This is a genomic window from Thauera sp. K11 (assembly GCF_002354895.1).
GTDB lineage: Bacteria > Pseudomonadota > Gammaproteobacteria > Burkholderiales > Rhodocyclaceae > Thauera > Thauera sinica.
Window position 1 is genome coordinate 1 of the sequence record NZ_CP023440.1, and the last position, 12072, is coordinate 12072.

At 60.8% G+C, this 12072-nt stretch carries 10 protein-coding genes and 2 pseudogenes; 4 read left to right on the forward strand and 8 right to left on the reverse strand.

Going from position 1 to position 12072, the window contains the following annotated elements; translation table 11 throughout:
• Entirely contained in the window at positions 1–1071 is a 1071-nt protein-coding gene (locus CCZ27_RS22470; protein WP_096452941.1) for a tyrosine-type recombinase/integrase, read from the forward strand.
• A gap of 635 nt (positions 1072–1706) precedes the next feature.
• On the opposite strand, the gene CCZ27_RS22475 is transcribed toward CCZ27_RS22470, so the two are convergent.
• The 6 genes from CCZ27_RS22475 to CCZ27_RS22500 form a co-directional block, all read right to left on the reverse strand.
• Entirely contained in the window at positions 1707–2486 is a 780-nt protein-coding gene (locus CCZ27_RS22475) for a uracil-DNA glycosylase family protein (RefSeq protein WP_096452943.1), read from the reverse strand.
• Positions 2487–2539: 53 nt separating this feature from the next.
• On the reverse strand, positions 2540–2812 hold the full coding sequence (locus tag CCZ27_RS22480) for a hypothetical protein (protein ID WP_096452945.1): 273 nt from the start codon (positions 2810–2812) through the stop codon (positions 2540–2542).
• Positions 2809–3129, reverse strand: coding sequence for a helix-turn-helix domain-containing protein (locus CCZ27_RS22485; protein WP_096452947.1), 321 nt, complete (start codon positions 3127–3129; stop codon positions 2809–2811). Before CCZ27_RS22485 ends, CCZ27_RS22480 begins: the two co-directional genes overlap by 4 nt.
• Positions 3126–3875: a hypothetical protein gene (locus CCZ27_RS22490; RefSeq protein ID WP_096452949.1), complete on the reverse strand. Its 750-nt coding sequence runs from the start codon at positions 3873–3875 to the stop codon at positions 3126–3128. The genes CCZ27_RS22485 and CCZ27_RS22490 overlap by 4 nt, the downstream gene beginning before the upstream one ends.
• Positions 3876–4522: 647 nt before the next feature.
• The gene (locus tag CCZ27_RS22495; RefSeq protein WP_096448561.1) at positions 4523–5155 is read right to left on the reverse strand and encodes a tyrosine-type recombinase/integrase; all 633 of its coding nucleotides are present in this window, start codon (positions 5153–5155) and stop codon (positions 4523–4525) included.
• Positions 5156–5300: 145 nt separating this feature from the next.
• Positions 5301–6197 carry a LysR family transcriptional regulator gene (locus CCZ27_RS22500; RefSeq protein WP_096448559.1) on the reverse strand — a complete coding sequence of 299 codons (897 nt, stop codon included), beginning with the start codon at positions 6195–6197 and terminating at the stop codon, positions 5301–5303.
• A 104-nt stretch (positions 6198–6301) separates the two neighbouring features.
• Between CCZ27_RS22500 and CCZ27_RS22505 the strand changes: the two genes are divergently transcribed.
• Positions 6302–7372: an alkene reductase gene (locus CCZ27_RS22505; protein ID WP_096452501.1), complete on the forward strand. Its 1071-nt coding sequence runs from the start codon at positions 6302–6304 to the stop codon at positions 7370–7372.
• A gap of 65 nt (positions 7373–7437) precedes the next feature.
• Here CCZ27_RS22505 and CCZ27_RS22515 read toward each other — a convergent pair.
• Both CCZ27_RS22515 and CCZ27_RS22520 read right to left on the reverse strand, forming a co-directional pair.
• A pseudogene (locus CCZ27_RS22515) lies at positions 7438–7677 on the reverse strand (Tn3 family transposase); the annotation flags it as partial.
• Positions 7678–7820: 143 nt separating this feature from the next.
• On the reverse strand, positions 7821–10736 hold the full coding sequence (locus CCZ27_RS22520) for a Tn3-like element IS1071 family transposase (RefSeq protein WP_003049965.1): 2916 nt from the start codon (positions 10734–10736) through the stop codon (positions 7821–7823).
• Positions 10737–10875: 139 nt separating this feature from the next.
• Between CCZ27_RS22520 and CCZ27_RS22525 the strand changes: the two are divergent.
• Together CCZ27_RS22525 and CCZ27_RS22530 are read left to right on the forward strand one after the other, a co-directional pair.
• Positions 10876–11208: pseudogene (locus CCZ27_RS22525) on the forward strand (MerR family DNA-binding protein); the annotation flags it as partial.
• Between the two features lie 44 nt (positions 11209–11252).
• On the forward strand, positions 11253–12053 hold the full coding sequence (locus CCZ27_RS22530; protein ID WP_096448556.1) for a pirin family protein: 801 nt from the start codon (positions 11253–11255) through the stop codon (positions 12051–12053).
• Positions 12054–12072 lie beyond the last annotated feature (19 nt).

Below are 12072 nucleotides of genomic sequence, written 5' to 3' on the forward strand. Positions count from 1 at the left end.
ATGGAACCCGCTGACACTGCGCACCGCACAACCTATGCAATTAAGCGTCAGTCGACCCAACGCGACGCCACCCCCGCCCCCGATCTCTTCGACAGCCTCGAGCGCTGGCTCAACACACCTGACCTCGCCTATGCCTCCTGGCTCAATCACCAGAGGCTGCGTGCCTCCACGAAGACGGTCTACACGGCCATGTTCGGCCGCTTCTGCCAATGGCTCCAGGCCCAGGGCCGCCGTCTGGACACGCTCGACGCCGACGACATCCGGCGCTTTCTCGACAGCGCGGGCAGCGCGCCGCGCCAGCGGGCCCAGCGCGGGCGGCAGCGCCAGCAGTACGTGCGCCAGCTCGAGCGCGTGTTCGCGCATCTGGGCGCGCTGGGCTACCGCGGTGACAACGTCGGCAGTCTCGCGGGCGCCGAACAGGTGGGGCAGGGCGACGATCAGCCGGGCCGGTTCCTAAGCGCGGCCGAATGCGAGGCGCTGATTGCGCTGCTGACGACGACACTGGCGGACCTCGCGCAGGAGGGGAAGGGCGCCGAGGCGTGGATCGAGTACCGGGATCTGGCGCTGGTCGCGGTGATGCTGGGGGCAGGGTTGAAGGTGCGGGATCTGGTGGGTCTGACGCTTAATTGCATTGATTTGGTGGAGGAACGCATCGAACTGAGCCGCCCGGGGTGCGCCCACCGTGCCCGCATCCTTGGCTTTGCCGTCGCGCCGATCCGGGCGTGGCTCGCGCTCCAGGACCAGATCCACGGCGCCGCGGACGCGTCGCCCGTGCGCAAGGTGTTCGAGGCGGACCGCTCGGCCGGCTTCGGACGCCTGAGCAAGAAGGTCACGCTCTCCGCCTCCTCGGTCCACCGCCGCACGCAGAAGCTGCTCGAGGAGGCGGGCATCACCGGCGAGCGGGCGTGTGCGCAGACGCTGCGCAACACCTATGTGGGACTGCTCATCGACGGCGGCGCCACCGACGAGCAGTTGATCGACTATCTGGGGCTGCAGGCCTCGATTAGCGCACAACGCTTGCGCGCCAGTTTCGCGCGTGCAAAGGCTTTGCCGGCTGGGAGGCACTGTTGATCCGCCCCCACCTCACCGGCCGCCACTCAAGCATCGTGGGCTCCTCTGATGCTGAGTGGCGGGACGCAGCGCTGCAGGCGGCCACGTGACAAACCAGCGCCGCCGGCTGGCGAACCGGGAAGGTTGACGACTGCTCTCGTGCCGCGACTACGATGGCCCCTGGCACGCAAGCAGCACGCTGCAAACGTCCAGGTCAGGCGGCACCGATCATCACAACGTTGTCACTTCGACGCACATCGTTGCTTGCCACCGTCACCAGGAATCGGTCAAGTCGACGACCGCTACGGTCATCCAGGGTGCCGCGACATTATCCGAATGGGATGACGGCTTACGCCTGTCGTGCCCTCCCGTAATCGACCGAGACCGGGCATCCGGATTTCCCCGAAGCCGCCGGTGAGGCACGGTGGCCTTCTGTGAGTTTCGCTGCCACGAAGCTGCCGTTCGTGACCTCACGACTACGGCCAGGAGCCGCCGTGCGGCCTGCATGCCGCGCTATCGCTCGAACGGCTGGCTCCACTTAGACTGCTGCCGTTCGGTCGGTGCGCGGTCCTTCTTGGTCAAAGGACGCCGAGAAGCTCGGGCTCGAAGCCGCAGCGACGCTGAAAGACCCTGCCTCCTCATCAGTGCGAACCATGTCAGGCCATGGCGCTGACACGCTGAATCATTGCCGCGCGTGCCTGGTCTAGCTTGTCCGCGTTGGTCTTGACCGAGAGCGCGCTGCGACTCTTGTTGCCGAGAAAGTAGGCGATCCGTTCAGCGTTAGCCCCGGACGGATGGGGTAGCCCGTCGAGGATGCGGTTCCGGTCCATCATCCCACGGTCGGCCAGGAAGTGCAGTGCTTCGGTGACCTTGTCGCCGAGCGGCACAAAGAGAGCGCTCGGCAGCGCCTTCGCATCCTCGCCGAAGTGGGTAATGAGCTGTTCGCGCAGAAGGGGCTGACGAGTCATGTTCGGCGTGCCGTTGTAGTTCTCGCCGCGTATGAAGACTGGGTTGCGTAGGACAGATGTGGTCTGCACAAGGTGGGCGGCCGAGCCGAACAGCGCGTCGCAGGTCGGAATCTTCAGCAGGCGATTGAGACCGATGCGGTCCAGCAGGTTGACCAGATTCGGCCGCATGGCCCCAGAGAACGCACCGGTCTGCTTGGCAGCGACCAAGGTGGTGACGAGGTCGCTGCCGCGATCCAGCTGCTTCCGTGCCTCCCTGAGTGCGTTCAGCATCTGAGTGCGCCCCGGTGTGATGCCGACGATTACTACGCGCGCCTGCGGATTAATGTACTCGAAGGGTGCGTAGCAGATCTCGATGTCGCCATCCCGCGCCAGGCGCAGCTTGTCATTCAGGCCTTGAGCACCGTCGAGTTCAGCGGCGGAGAGCGTGCGGATGACCGGGGCGAAGCGTTCGATGAGTTGTTTTTGCATGATGGGCTGGTGGGCTCCGAAAGTTGTATAGCGGGCAGGTTCAGTGTTTTGGGTCAGTGGCGGCGGATACGCTCGATACGGTGGGCAGTGGTGATGACCGTGTTGTCGGCTCCGACCACGGCGTACACGTCGAGGTAGTCATCGATGACGGCGGCGAGCGGGCCGGCGTAGCTCTTGACCCGGCGGCGAGCGCGCTTGTCGAAGAAGATCTTCGAGGCTCCGTCGCCGGCCGGTTCTTCCGACCCGAACTTGAGCAGAAGGTCAATGACGAGCGGTGCAATGCCCCGCTGCTGGCTGCGGATCTTGGCGTGCTGGCTGGTGGTCATGGCAGTACCTCCTCACTGGATCGTCTTGGGCGTTCGCTTGCGGTCATGGCGGATTCAAGACAGGGGGCAATTGCCTTCCAAGTGTTTGGGTAGTACTCCTCCATGCACATCGAAAAGAGGGCGATCGGATCGATTCCGAGTGCCTGCGCCATTGACCCGATCTTGTCGATTGGAAGGCGGCTCCTGCCCTGCTTGACCATCGTGATCATGTTCGGCCTCTCAAAGCCGACCTTCTCTGCGATGTCCTTCTGAAGCTGGCCGCTGGCTTCGATGCGGCTGGCGATATACGTGGCGACGTTAGATCCGTGAGTACTCATTGAACGTCCTCTGTTGCTTCCGGTTGAACATCCCCCTCTGGAAATCGCGTGGGAATGAACCGGCGCCTACGCCTCAGCCATTCCTTCGCATCTTCAGGTCTGACATACGTCCGGCCGCCTACCTTTATGGTCTTGAGGCGTTCGTCTTCCGCACGGGTGCGATGCGTGTAGTTGCGGACGCTTCGTTCCTGGATGTCGGCCAGGATCGCAATCTCCGAGAGGGAGAGTAGGTCGTAATCGATGCGCTCGAACATATGGCCCCAAAAGCGCACATCGTCGGCGTCGTCCGATCCATTGCCAGGAACATCGAGCTTCCATCGGGCCATGAATCCGCAAAGCAACGTTTCCAGCGCCTTGCCTGTAACAATCATGCCGCCGTACCGCGAGTTCGGATTCGCTTTTGCCGATGCAATATCGATGCCGTGAAACTCGTTTGCATAGACCAGTTCCATCCGGAACGAGATCGCCATCCGAAGATAGTCATCAAGAACCGAGCAGTCTGGCGGGAAAACACCGTCATTGGCGTAGTCGTAGATGACGCTGTAGGCCTTCCAGATTGGCATCTCGTCGAGCGCCTCCCCGAAGACACGCATCAGCGTCTCATCGTCCTCCGGGTCAGTCCCGACATACGTCTCGAGCATCTTGACGTGCGCTACAACACCGCCGAGGACGATGCTCCGGATGTCCTCTTTGTCGAAACGGAGGATCTCAGGGGTGTCGTCGTAGAAGGTTACGCTGAGCTTCATAACTAAGTTCCAATGTGTTTGGATGTTTGAATGTTGAGCTACTTCTTACGAGAGGTCAACATCTAATTCCAAATCATATGAAACTTTGAGTGTGGGAATGTGCTGATCGGGCCGGATCTATTCAGCACAAACGACGGATTTCATCCGTACGCCACGCGTGGTCGGATTGGCCGCTATCCGCCCAGCTAAAGGCTAAGGTCGCCTTCTTCTGGACACTGCGCATGGCCAAAGGAATCCGAGGATCCAAACACACGTTGCGCGAGACGCTGGACGGTCGAGGTCATGCTGTCCAATGGCTGGGCCGTCGAACATCCGTTGAGTCTGCCTTCGGTGGAGAAGGAACTCCCGAACGGCTAGTTCGTCCGGGAAGAAGCCCCCTAAAATTTGCCTGAGCGACCGTCAGCTCAGGGTCGGGATGCGACTGACGTCTCTTCGAGTTCACCGCCGGAAAGCGGCCGCTGAAGTTTCACTTCCCGGAAGCAGCCGTTCGTAGCCGAGTGCTGACGACCCACAAGAGACGTTCGTCATCTCGGTGGCCCTGCGGCAGGTTTCAAAGCTGACCGGTCGGTCGTTCGCGAACTTCGGTCTGTAGCGTCTGGCGGGTGAGCGACCGCCGGCTTGGCGGCCGTCACTCACCCATTACCGGATCACACCTCGGTGCGCTCCGCCATTTCCAGCGCGTCATCGACCTCGATCCCGAGGTATCGCACGGTACTCTCAATCTTCGTGTGACCAAGTAGCAACTGGACCGCACGGAGGTTCCCCGTGCGACGGTAGATCAACGAAGCCTTCGTCCGCCGCATCGAGTGGGTCCCGTAGGCGCTCGGGTCCAGACCGATTGACGTGACCCAGCCGTTGACGATTCTTCCGTACTGGCGGGTCGACAGATGTTCGGACTTATGCAGCCGGCTCGGAAACAGGAAGCTCTCGGAACGAAGCTTCGCCGCGCCGATCCAGTTCTTCAGCGCGCCTCGCGTCTGCTCGGTGATCTCGAACTGCACAGGACGCTGGGTCTTCTGCTGCATAACCATTGCCCGCGAGGCAACCTGCTCGCCATGAGCGACATCACGTACCCGCAGTTTGACCAGATCGCAGCCGCGCAGCTTGCTGTCGATTGCCAGGTCGAAGAGCGCGAGGTCGCGCAGGTTCTCTGACAGTTGCAGGCGGACGCGGATCGCCCAGATCTCCTTGAGCTTCAAGGGCGCCTTCTGGCCAACGAGCTTGCCCCGGTTCCAGGGTTCACGCGTCGCAGCCGGCGGTGTGTTCGTCGTGGTGTTCATGATGAACTCCTCTTCTCGGTTGAAGGGAGTTCCAGTGTGGAACGTAGAGCTTCTCCAGGAGAGTAGTCCGGTGTTGGTCGAGCGGTTGCTGAAAGACCCATAGCTGCCTGATGACCTTTCCTTGTGCGAAGGCGGCTTTCCGACCCTAACGCTGCCGCCCGTCAGAATCAGTCAGGCGTTCTCGCAGAAAATCGATGAAGCGTTGTGTCTTTGCCGGTATCAGGCGCGTTTCGGTCATCGCATAGACCGGGGTTGCCGGCCCCTCCCAATCTGGAAGAACGCGACGTAGCCGCCCCTGAGCCAGGTCCTCCGCAACGATTTCAGCGGGCAGGAGGGCGACTCCTTGATCAAGCGTGCTCAGCCGCCGGATCAAGCCAACGCTATTGAGTTGAAACCGTCCGCCGACAGCAATCTCCATCGACTGATCTGCCTTGTGCAAGGCCCACACATTGCCCTTAGCCGTGCGGAAACCGAGGCATTCGTGCTGCGCCAAGTCGGCAGGATCGGAGGGTTCGCCAAATTGCTCCAGATAGCGTGGCGAGGCGTAGAGGTAGCACGCCAAATTGGCTAACTGCCGCGCAATCAAATTCGAATTCGGTGGGTTACCCATCCGGATGGCAACATCGAAGGGCTCAGACACCAAATCGACCAGGCGCGGCGTTAGGTCAAGATCGAAGCTGATGCCGGGATAGCGACGCGCGAATTCCGCGATCAGGGGCGCCAGATAGATATTCGCAAAATCCACCGGCAATGAAGCGCGCAACACGCCACTCGGTTGCGCCAGCAACTCCCCAAGTTGCTCATGCGCCAATTTGGCCTCATCGACGATGCGTTTGCAGCGCTGGAAATAGATCTGGCCCGCCTCCGTCAGCTCGATCTTGCGCGTTGTCCGGTGCAGCAAACGCAGTCCGATGGCCTTTTCCAGCGAACTGATGCGGCGTGACACCGTGGAATTGGGTATCCCGACCGCCTCGGCCGCACGGCGGAAACCCCGCGCCTTGACCACTTCGACGAACAAGGCCATGTCATTCAAGAGTTCCATTCCAAGTGCTCCACCAATGGATCAATAATTTCCATCTTAGCGGCTTTATCTCGAATTCACGTTGGAAGAAGATGCTTGCACACCAAACCACCGAGGATCGCACCATGAGCCAACTCTTCACGCCCGTTCAAATCGGCCGCTACACCTTGCCCAATCGCCTGGTGATGGCGCCGATGACCCGTTCGCGCTCCGACGACGACGGCGTCCCGAGCGACCTCGTTGTCACCTACTACGCCCAGCGCGCCGGCGCCGGTCTGATCATCAGCGAAGGGGTCTTCCCGTCGGCGATGGGCAAGGGCTATGTGCGCACGCCGGGGATCGCGACCGATGCCCAGGTTGCCGTCTGGAAGAAGGTCACCGAGGCCGTCCATGCCAAGGGCGGCCGGATCTTTATGCAGGTCATGCACTGCGGTCGCATCTCGCATCCGTCGCTGCTGCCGAATGAAGCGCAACCGGTTGCTCCTTCCGCCATCAAGCCGGCCGGGCAGACGTGGACCGGCAGCGGCATGCAGGCGTTCGTCACGCCCCGCGCACTCAGCCTCGACGAGATCGCAGGCGTGATCGACGACTACCGTATGGCTACCCGCCGTGCCCTGGAAGCCGGTTTTGACGGCGTGGAACTGCACGCCGCCTCGGGTTATCTGCCGGAACAGTTCCTGTCCTCCGCCAGCAACCAGCGCCAGGATCAATATGGTGGCTCGGTGGAGAATCGCGCCCGCTTCGTATTGGAGGTGCTGGCAGCGATGGTTGCCGAGGCCGGCGGGGATCGTGTCGGGATCAAGATTTCCCCGGAAATGAACTTCAACGACATCGTCGATGCGAATCCGCAAGAAACCTACAGCTACCTGGTCGAGCAGTTGCATGGCTTCAATCTGGCTTATCTGCACGTCGCGCTGTTCGGCGCCAAGGTGGACTACCACGCGCTATTGCGCCCGCGTTTCAACGGTGCCTACCTGATGGGGAGCGGCCTTGACCAGCAGAGTGCCGAGGCTGCGCTGGCCAATGGTCGGGCCGATGCGACGGTATTCGGCGGCGCCTTCCTGGCCAACCCCGATCTGCCGGAACGTTTCCGCCAAGGTAGCCCGCTCAATACCCCGGACAAGAACACCTTCTATTCGCCGGGTCCCCAGGGCTATACCGACTATCCGTTGTTGAGCGGCCTGAGCGCCAACTGAGGTATAGAGTCATGAGCGATATCGCCCAGTTAGGGGTCGCCTCAGAAAACGGAAAATAAAGCACGCTAAGCCGGTTGCAGCGGTCGTAGCGGCCTGAACTTGCCCGCGCCGATCTTGGCGCTGCTGCGCCAGAGGTAATCGCCGGTGAGGTTGATGTGCTCCCAACCGAGCGGCGACAGGTACTGCAACAGCGCGTCATCAACGGCATGGCCGTTGCCACGCAGCGCGTGCGCAGCCCGTTCCAGATAGACCGTGTTCCACAACACGACGGCAGCCGTTACCAGATTGAGGCCGCTAGCCCGGTAGGGGTCTCCTCGTTTTCAGTGCAATAAGTGACGGTACGAAAAGCTAGCACTGGCGCGGAGGTGGTGTTGGTAGATCGTTGATTTCATTGACTTTCCTGTTCACTTTCAAATCTGCGATTCGTGGCGTCAAACCGTGGTCGGTTTCATCCATTGGTGCCAGTTATCGATGCATTTGGCCGCGAAGGCAGGATTTGGTCAGCATAGCGGTCAACCGGGAAGCGAAACACACCCCGCAAGTTGATGCTCTCCAGCCTGGTGGGCGCAATCTTCCCGATCAGTTCCGGTGGAATGACCTGGCGGCGGTTCGACCAGCGATCCAGGACCGCCTGCATCTGTGAGGTATTCCACGCCATCACGATGTTGGCCATCAGGCTCAACGCATCGGCCACAGCCTGCATTTCATCGACACGTTTGGCCTGCGCCGGGCTGATCCGGCCGGTATAAATGGCGCGCTTGAGGGCGTTAACAGCCTCGCCCCGATTGAGCACCCGGCGCAACTCGTTCCTGAAAGCGTCCTTGACAAAGTAGTCAGCCAAAAACGCCGTACGCAGCAACCGCCCCAATTGCACGCCAGCCTCATAGATTGGATCGCCCTGGGCGGCAGAACCGAACCGCGCAAGAGCTGCCACCGCACTGGCATGTCCGCTCATGACCGAGGCTGCCAGGTGCACCAGACTATCCCAATGCTTTTCGATCAAAGCGACGTCGACATTGGCTTCGCACACCGCAGCGATTTCTGCGGGCACTTTGGTGCCGCGTGGCACAAAGAGGTGGCGCTGTTTGAGTTCCTTCAACCGCGGGCAAAGATCAAAACCAAGCAAACGGGCATGTGACATGGCAAAGTCGGTGTAGCCATGGGTATCCACAGCAAGCTGGCTGGTCTCCAGCTTTTCTTGGCGGATGACACCTTCAATGGCCACGCCCGCCTGGCGCTCATTGAGCACAAAGGGCTGCGCATGGAAGATGCCCCACCGGTCTTTTACATGGGAGTAGATTCCAATGGAAGGTGTGTTGCGCCGAGGATCAAGCCGGGCTTGCCACACCCGTTTGGTGGTCTCCATGCTCATCATGTCAGAAGATGCCAAATCGGACCGCCCCCAGGTGGCGGCAATCGGGTGTCGCTGCATGAATTCCAGCACAGCCTGGCAGGCCTGGCTCAGACGCCGTTCGTCCCGCGCCCAGCGCATGGCCTGGCGAATGCTGGTGGCAGACAATTGCGGAATCATGCGCGCGCATTCGACCGCAGTCAGACTGGTGCCGTGGGCCATGATGCCGGCATAGACCATCAGCAGCTCGTCGGTAGAGCGCGGCTCACGTCCGAGCATGATCCAGCTAAAGCGCACCTGGGCGTCAACGGCCAGAATCACTTCCGGCAATTGAACCTCACCGATGCGGTGATCCAAAGCCGCGCGCAGCTTGGTCACTTCTGGGTCTTCGTCCTCTGCGGGCAATGGCGACAAATGGAGTTCATCATCCACGCGCAGTACGCCACTGCGGGCTGCAGCGGCCACCGCATCGACACCGGCAGTTACTCTGGCCAGCAAAGGCTTCAAGAAAGTGGCAGCCTTGCTGGGTAACGATAGACGGGCATAGTGTTTCTTGGACTCTGCCTGCCAACGCTCGTCCGTGAAGAACAAGCGCGCACGACCCCGAAAGCTCAGGCTGTGCTCAATCCAGACCGAGCCATTGCGCACCGCGCGGCGCAGGGCAAACAGGGTGGCCACCTCCAACGCCTGAAACGCCCGTTCCCGGTCTGGGCTGGAGATCGAAACCTGCCAGATCATTCCCAGACTTGGTGCCACCACTTCAACTGGCAGCTTTCTGGATCCTTTGAGATATAAAGCTTGCAGCTTGGCAAGGTACTCGATGGCAGGATGCTCGCCGGTGGCCTGCCAGGGCAGCTTTGCAATGGCGACGAGCAACGACCGCACGGGGCGAATTCCATCAATCAATCCCTCGCGGACCAGGGAGGCCCTGCTCGGTGGTTTGCGTTTCTGGGTTTCGGTGATCAAGGCTTCAAGACGGGCACGCAACTCAGCATCTGGCACCGCACCTTGCGCGCTCAAGGCAACAAGTTCGCCGAGCAGCGTTTTGTACATTGCGGCCCAATTGACGGTAGCGGGGACATCGGCGGCAGCCTGACGCCACAGATCGGCGATCCGGCGCTGCACCATAAGGATCAACTGGTCTGTGGTGGTGAACAGGCAATACCGAAGAAAGCATGCGACCTCCACGGTGCGCGCTGGCTCTTTGATCTTGGCTCCGGCTGAGGGCGGCCTGGAGACAAGTCGGCGCGCGTAGCGGCGCAAGATGAGATCGGGGATGTCTGCCAGGTGCTTATGAACGTCCAGCGTGTAAAGCAGGTCGATGCGCTCCAGTACCTCGCTGATTTGGCGGGTTGAGTGTTTCGCCGGTGCAGCCCATAGCCAACTCTGCTGGGTTTGTCCATCTGGGCGCAGCTCTGAAACTGAGGCTCGCCAGCGATCAAGTGTTGCTGGATCAACGCTGGCGGCGATGGCGGTGCCTGTTTCAACTTCAAGCTGGGCAAGTGCCGCCGCAATCAGTGTCCGAATTGCCCGCTCGTGCACGATCACCAGCTTGTTCTTGTACAGCCATTGACGCGCCCGCACGAGTAGCTGATCGCGGTCGGCGCAGCGCGCCACTTCGTCGCGCAGTTCACGTACCAGTGAGCGGCGCTGGTGCTCGCTCATCCACTGGAATCCAAGGACCGTGCAGGCTACTTGTTGGTGATCGAATAGCGTGCGCCCGCGTTCATACATGGCTCTCAGCGAGGCGACTTCTGGTGCTGCAATGCCAAGCTCGTTGCCAAGGTGGCGCCACAAGGCTACTGGAATTACCCGAAAGGCACCGAGCAAACGCCCACTCATGCGCAGGAAACCAATATGGAGCGCCAGACCAAGCTTGTGGGAATCACCTCGGCGTGCATTGATTGCGTCGCGCTCGGCACCATCGAAGGTGAAAAATGCCTTCATCTCGAAGTCGCTGATATCGCGGGGGAGCCCACGCATCCCCAAAAACGTTGTGTGCCAACCCTGCATCGTGAACCTCAAAAGTGGGAGGCCACCATACCCGTTTACAAAGCGAACAGGAAAGTCAATGAAATCAACGGTCTACCCAGACCACCCCCGCGCCAGTGCTAGCTTTGCGTACCGTCACTTATTGCACTGAAAACGAGGAGACCCCGACAAGCCCTATGGCAGCATCCGCCGCTATGGCGAGGCGGATGTAACGCGGGTGCGCTTCGTGAAATCAGCCCAGCGGCTGGGCTTCAGCCTGGATGAGATCGCCGAGCTGCTGCGGCTGGAGGATGGCACCCATTGCGAGGAAGCCAGCAGTCTGGCCGAGCACAAGCTCAAGGACGTGCGCGAGAAAATGGCTGACCTGGCGCGCATGGAGGCCGTGCTGTCTGAGTTGGTGTGCGCCTGCCATGCGCGAAGGGGGAACGTTTCCTGCCCGCTGATCGCGTCACTACAGGGTGGAGCAAGCTTGGCAGGTTCGGCTATGCCTTAGCGTGCTTTATTTTCCGTTTTCTGAGACGACCCCAGTTACACCGCATGAACATCGGCAGCGGCTTTCGCGCGTACTCCCTGCGGGGTGGCGAGATGGCCGCACCGATCGATCCTTTCCTCGGTGTCGATCATGCCTGGATGAGTGCGGCGACCTTCCCGACGCATCCGCATGCCGGGTTCTCGGCGGTGTCCTATCTCTTTCTCGATTCGGAAAGCGGCGTCAACAACCGGGATTCTCTCGGTACGCGCAACCTTATCCAGCCCGGGGGCCTGCACTGGACAGCTGCCGGTCGGGGCGTCGTGCACAGCGAGGTGCCGGCCGAAAGCGGCAAGACCGTGCATATGCTGCAAATCTTCGTGAATCTGGCGGTTGAACGGCAGGGTGCTGAAGCTTTTGCGCTCAGCCTTGAACCGCAGGATGTGCCGGTGGTGCATCTGCCGGGGATTAAGGTTCGCGTTCCCCTCGGCGCTTTTGGTGAAGCACGCTCCCCGCTGCGTCCGCCGACGGAGGTTTGCCTGCTCGATATCTCGCTGGATGAGGGCGCCAGTCTGTCCGTGCCGATTCCTGACGGTCACAGCGTTTTCATCATGCCGATCTTTGGCACGCTGGTGATTGATGGTCAAAGCTTTGCTGCCAATGAACCACGCTTGCCCGTGTTCCCGGCACAGGCCACGTTGCGTGAAATTGCGCTCCAGGCGAAGGACGGCAATGCCAAGGTGGTCGTATTTTCCGGAACGCCGCTACGTCAGCCGGTGCATTGGCAAGGGCCGATGGCGCTGGCGTCCGCTGAAACTCTCGCTGACCGGATTGCCGCTTACCAACGCGGTGAATTTGGCTCGATTTAAGTCATTGGGACTGCTTGCC

What these genes read in the sequence shown, in the direction of transcription:
- CCZ27_RS22470 (WP_096452941.1), top strand. Translation starts at nt 1, where the DNA reads ATGGAACCCGCTGACACTGCGCACCGCACAACCTATGCAATTAAGCGT.
- CCZ27_RS22475 (WP_096452943.1), bottom strand. Translation starts at nt 2,486, where the DNA reads ATGCAAAAACAACTCATCGAACGCTTCGCCCCGGTCATCCGCACGCTC.
- CCZ27_RS22480 (WP_096452945.1), bottom strand. Translation starts at nt 2,812, where the DNA reads ATGACCACCAGCCAGCACGCCAAGATCCGCAGCCAGCAGCGGGGCATT.
- CCZ27_RS22485 (WP_096452947.1), bottom strand. Translation starts at nt 3,129, where the DNA reads ATGAGTACTCACGGATCTAACGTCGCCACGTATATCGCCAGCCGCATC.
- CCZ27_RS22490 (WP_096452949.1), bottom strand. Translation starts at nt 3,875, where the DNA reads ATGAAGCTCAGCGTAACCTTCTACGACGACACCCCTGAGATCCTCCGT.
- CCZ27_RS22495 (WP_096448561.1), bottom strand. Translation starts at nt 5,155, where the DNA reads ATGAACACCACGACGAACACACCGCCGGCTGCGACGCGTGAACCCTGG.
- CCZ27_RS22500 (WP_096448559.1), bottom strand. Translation starts at nt 6,197, where the DNA reads ATGGAACTCTTGAATGACATGGCCTTGTTCGTCGAAGTGGTCAAGGCG.
- CCZ27_RS22505 (WP_096452501.1), top strand. Translation starts at nt 6,302, where the DNA reads ATGAGCCAACTCTTCACGCCCGTTCAAATCGGCCGCTACACCTTGCCC.
- CCZ27_RS22520 (WP_003049965.1), bottom strand. Translation starts at nt 10,736, where the DNA reads ATGCAGGGTTGGCACACAACGTTTTTGGGGATGCGTGGGCTCCCCCGC.
- CCZ27_RS22530 (WP_096448556.1), top strand. Translation starts at nt 11,253, where the DNA reads ATGAACATCGGCAGCGGCTTTCGCGCGTACTCCCTGCGGGGTGGCGAG.